We start from the raw sequence: 5,746 nt of genomic DNA, 5'->3' as shown, positions 1-5,746 counted from the left end.
CGGCGAAGTCGACTCGGTCCCGCCATCGGAGATCGACTACATGGACGTCTCTCCGAAGCAGATCGTCTCGATCGCAACGGCACTGATTCCGTTCCTCGAACACGACGATGCGAACCGGGCGTTGATGGGGTCGAACATGCAGCGGCAGGCTGTGCCGCTCGTGCACCCCGAGGCGCCGCTCGTCGGAACCGGCATCGAAGGTCGACTGGCCCAGGACTCCGGTGACATGGTCATCTCGAAGGTCGCCGGCACGGTCGTCGACGTGACGGGTGACTCCATCGTCATCAAAGAGACGGGCAAGAACGTGAAGCACACCTACAGGGTGCAGAAGTTCGAACGCTCCAACCAGGGAACGTCGATGAACCAGAAACCGATCGTCTCGATCGGAGACAAGGTCAAAGTCGGGTCTGTCCTTGCCGACGGTCACTCGACCGATCATGGCGAGTTGGCACTCGGGCGAAACCTGCTCGTCGCGTTCATGCCGTGGAGAGGCCACAACTACGAGGACGCGATTGTGATCTCCGAGCGGCTCGTCAAAGACGATGTGCTTACTTCGATTCACATCGAGGAGCATGAGATCAGGGCCAGGGATACGAAACTGGGCGCCGAAGAGATCACTCGGGACATCCCGAACGTGGCGGAGGAGTCCCTCAGGAATCTCGATGATGACGGGATCATCCGTGTCGGCGCCGAAGTCGGACCCGGCGACTACTTGGTCGGCAAGGTCACTCCGAAAGGCGAGACCGAACTGACGCCGGAAGAGCGGCTCCTCAGGGCCATCTTCGGTGAGAAAGCTCGCGAGGTTCGCGACACGTCGCTGCGCGTACCACACGGCGAGACCGGCAAGATCATCGGTGTTCGCATTCTGCGGCGCGCGGAAGGCTTCGACCTCAAACCCGGCGTCAATGAGATGGTGCGGGTCTACGTTGCTCAGCAGCGCAAGATCTCGGCCGGTGACAAGCTGGCAGGTCGCCACGGAAACAAGGGTGTGATCTCCAAGGTGCTGCCCGTCGAGGACATGCCGTTCCTCGCGGACGGCACCCCGGTAGACATCATCCTGTCGCCGCTTGGTGTGCCATCCCGAATGAACCTCGGTCAGGTGTTGGAGACCCACCTCGGGTGGGCAGCCGCACAGGGATGGGAACCGTTCGATGGGGATAGCCCTGCGAGCAAAGGCGCCGAACCGTGGACCCGGGTCGCAACACCCGTATTCGACGGAGCCAAGGAAGATGAGATAGCCGACGTCATCGCACATGCGCTGCCCAATCGTGACGGGCAACGGCTCGTCAACGACTCGGGCAAGGCCGTGCTCTATGACGGTCGTGACGGTGAGGCGTTCGATACACCGATCACGGTCGGTTACATCTACGTCCTGAAACTGGTCCACCTCGTCGACGACAAGATCCATGCCCGTTCGACCGGCCCGTACTCGATGATCACCCAGCAGCCTCTCGGAGGCAAGGCCCAGTTCGGTGGGCAACGGTTCGGAGAGATGGAGGTGTGGGCTTTGGAAGCCTACGGTGCCGCCTACGCACTCCAGGAGTTGCTCACGATCAAGTCGGACGACGTCGCAGGCCGGGTGAAGGTTTACGAGGCGATCGTCAAGGGTGAGAACATCCCAGAGCCGGGCATACCGGAATCGTTCAAGGTTCTGATCAAGGAGATGCAGAGCCTCTGCCTCAACGTCGAGATGCTCTCGGCGGGTGAGGAAGTGGAACTCCGCGACCTCGAAGAAGACGTGTACCGGACGACAGAATCCCTCGGGATTGACCTGTCCCGCCCTGAACGCCGCGAGACCACCACCGTCTGACCAAACACCGGGAAGGAGTGCTGTGCGCCAGCCCTTCGATGAACTGAAGATCAGCCTTGCGACGACCGACCAGATTCGGTCCTGGTCGTATGGCGAGGTGAAGAAACCTGAAACGATCAACTACCGGACGCTGAAGCCCGAGAAAGACGGTCTGTTCGACGAACGGATCTTCGGGCCGACGAAGGACTGGGAGTGCTACTGCGGCAAGTACAAGCGGATCCGCTACAAGGGGATCGTGTGCGAGCGATGCGGTGTAGAAGTCACTCGCTCCAAGGTCAGGCGTGAGCGGATGGGTCACATCGAGCTCGCAGCCCCGGTAACGCACATCTGGTTCTTCAAGGGTGTGCCGAGCCGCCTCGGATACCTGCTCGACATGTCCCCGAAGGAACTCGAGAAGGTCATCTACTTCGCCGCGTATCTCGTGACCTATGTCGACGACGAACGACGCCAGAAGGATCTTCCCGAGTTGGAAGAAACGATGCGCGCCGAACTCGAGGTGATCAGCGAAGAACTCGAAGAGTGGCAGGCGGCGCGCCTGGAGCGTCTGGAACAAGAGCTCTCCCAGATGGAAGAGGGTGGAGCGAAAGCCCAGGAGATCAGTGCACGCCGCCGCGAGGGCGAGAAGGAGATCAAGGAACGCGCCGAGCGTGCGGCCCGCGAATCCGAACTCGTCGAAGAGGCTTTTGACACCTTCCGTTCGATGGGGCCCAAGACTCTCGTCGAGTCGGAACCGCTCTGGCGACAGCTCGTCGAGCGGTACGAGGCGTACTACGTCGGCGGGATGGGAGCCGAGGCGATCAAAGACCTGCTGAGCCGGGTCGATCTCGATGCGGAGATGGAGAAGCTCGTCAGTGATCTCGACGCCCGCTCCGCACAGCGCAGGCATCGGGCGACGCAGCGGATGAAGGTCGTCAAGCCTTTCTTCGAGGGCAAGAACGATCCGACGGCGATGATTCTGGAAGCCGTTCCGGTGATCCCGCCTGAGCTGCGGCCAATGGTGCAGCTCGATGGTGGTCGGTTCGCAACCAGCGATCTGAACGATCTCTATCGCCGTGTCATCAACCGCAACAACCGTCTCAAGCGACTTCTGGACCTGGGTGCGCCGGAGATCATCATCAACAATGAGAAGCGGATGCTGCAGGAAGCCGTTGATGCCCTCTTCGACAATGGCCGTCGCGGCCGCGCGGTGACCGGGCCGGGCAACCGTGCACTCAAGTCGCTGTCGGATATGCTCAAGGGCAAGCAGGGCCGGTTCCGCCAGAACCTGCTTGGCAAGCGTGTCGACTATTCGGCCCGCTCGGTGATCGTTGTCGGGCCTTCGCTGAAACTGCATCAGTGCGGGCTGCCGAAGGTCATGGCGCTCGAGTTGTTCAAGCCCTTCGTGATGAAAAAACTCGTCGATCAGGATCTTGCACAGAACATCAAGTCGGCCAAGCGGATGGTCGAGCGTCATCGCCCGCAGGTGTGGGACGTGCTCGCCGACGTGATCCAGGAACATCCCGTGTTCCTGAACCGCGCACCGACGTTGCACCGTCTCGGCATCCAGGCGTTCGAACCCGTTCTCGTCGAGGGGAAGGCCATTCAGATCCACCCGCTGGTCTGTGAGGCGTTCAACGCCGACTTCGATGGTGACCAGATGGCCGTTCACCTGCCGTTGTCCGCCGAGGCGCAGGCCGAGGCGCGCGTGCTCATGCTCTCCGCGAACAACGTGCTCTCGCCGGCGAGCGGGCGACCGATCGTCACCCCGAGTCAGGACATGGTCATCGGTGTGTACTACCTCTCCGAGATCGTTGAAGACGCAAGAGGAGCAGGATCGATCTTCAGTAACGTCGACGAGGCAGTGATGGCCTATGAGTCGGGCAACGTATCCCTCCACGCTCCCGTGAAGATCCGGATCGGTGAGATCGCCGGTTCCCCGGAGTTGCACGACCTGCTCAAGGGGTCGTTGAGCTCGCTGCTCACCGAAGATCCCGTCGACGGGTCTCGACCGGTCGACACGACCGTCGGCCGCGCGATTCTGAACGGGGCATTCCCGCTCAACTTCCCGTATGTGGACGCCGTCGTATTGAAGTCCGACCTTCGGCGCCTGATCGAGGAGATCATCGCCAACTACAAGAAGAACGAGGTCCAGAAGTTCCTCGACGGGATCAAGGACCTTGGCTTCCATTACTCGACTCGAGCGGGCCTGACGATCGGTCTCGGCGACGTAAAGACGCCTCCGGAGAAGGCAAAGATCATCGCCAAGTATGAGAAGGTTGCCGAGAAGGTTCAGCAACAATTCCTCAAAGGAGTGATCACCGACGACGAGCGGCGTCAGGAACTGATCGAGATCTGGATGAGAGCCACCGATGAAGTCAAGGACGCCATGGAGGTGACCCTCAAGGCGGAGAAGTTCAATCCGATCGATATGATGATCCGCTCCGGTGCTCGCGGCAACGTCATGCAGGCCCGGCAGATTGCAGGGATGCGTGGTCTGGTGGCCAATCCGAAGGGCGACATCATCCCCCGGCCGATCATCTCGAACTTCCGAGAGGGCCTGTCCGTGCTCGAGTACTTCATCTCGACTCACGGGGCTCGCAAAGGCCTTGCGGACACGGCATTGCGGACTGCCGACTCCGGTTACCTGACCCGGCGTCTCGTCGATGTGAGTCAGGAAGTCATCGTCAGTGAGCAGGACTGCCAGTCGGACCGCGGGATCGTCCTTCTCATCCGTGACGAGTACGACCGCCCGATTCGCAACGCTCACACCTGCCTGTTCAGTAGGACACTCGCCGAAGACGTCAAGGTCGGACGGAAGCTGGTCGAGACCGACCACGGCATCAAACTGCGTGCCGGGACCATCCTCGGACGGCCGGAGATCCTTGCCCTCGCGAATGCTGAGGAAGTCAAGAAGGTCAAGGTTCGCTCTGTTCTGACCTGTGATTCTGAGTACGGCGTGTGTGGCACCTGCTACGGAATGAGCCTTGCCACAGGCCGACCGGTCGAGCTCGGTGAGGCAGTAGGGATCATGGGTGCCCAGTCGATCGGTGAGCCGGGAACACAGCTGACGATGCGGACCTTCCACACTGGCGGTGTTGCCGGTGCGGACATCACCCACGGTCTTCCCCGGGTCGTGGAGCTGTTTGAAGCTCGCACCCCGAAGGGTAAGGCGGTGCTCGCCGAAGTGGGTGGCGTCATCCATGTCGAGGAAGATGAGGAGGGTCGTCGAGTAATCATCGACGGTCCCGAAGGTGAGGCCACGTACACGATCTCACGTCGAGCCCGACTTCTCGTTCAGGAAGGCTCTGAAATCGAGCCGGGGACTTCGCTCACGCAAGGGTCGCTCGATCCGAAGGAGGTCCTCGAGATCTCCGGTGTGCGGACCGCCCAGAAGTACCTCGTCGATCAGGTCCAGGACGTGTACCGGTCCCAGGGTGTGGACATCCACGACAAGCACATCGAGTTGATCGTGCGCCAGATGCTGCGTCGGATCCGTGTCGTGAGTGTGAACGATTCGTCGTTCCTTCCGGCGGAACTTGTGGACGAGCGCCGTTTCCGTGACGCCAACCGGGCGCTCGTCGGCGAAGGCAAGACGCCTGCGGAAGGCCGTGCGGAACTGATGGGGATCACCAAGGCCTCCTTGGCGACGGACTCGTGGTTGTCGGCGGCTTCATTCCAGGAGACCACCCGAGTGCTGACCGAGGCATCGATCTCCGCCAAGTCCGACCACATGCGCGGTCTGAAGGAGAACGTGATCATCGGCAAGCTGATCCCTGCGGGGACGGGATCGGAGCTCTACCAGTCGATCGAGCCGGTCCTTCCCGACGCGGCACCGATGTCGGCGTTGGGGCTGTTCGGAGAGCCGACCCCTTCGACGGCCGAAGAGGACATGCTGCCGGCAGATCCGGCGGAGTGGTTGGCATCGCTCGGCGGATCCGAACCCGTTCAACCCGAAGA

Annotated in this window: 2 protein-coding genes; both read left to right on the top strand. The window is 61.3% G+C overall.

What is annotated here, in order from left to right:
• Positions 1–1,810 (top strand): DNA-directed RNA polymerase subunit beta (locus tag GWP04_11905; protein NIA26258.1); only part of this gene is annotated, 1,810 nt, incomplete at its 5' end.
• Positions 1,811–1,832: 22 nt separating this feature from the next.
• The coding region (locus tag GWP04_11900) for a DNA-directed RNA polymerase subunit beta' (protein NIA26257.1) at positions 1,833–5,746 on the top strand (3,914 nt) is incomplete at its 3' end.

Source organism: Gammaproteobacteria bacterium (assembly GCA_011682695.1).
Lineage (GTDB): Bacteria > Actinomycetota > Acidimicrobiia > Spongiisociales > UBA4744 > BMS3Bbin01.
This window is presented reverse-complemented; position numbering and strand designations above follow the sequence as displayed.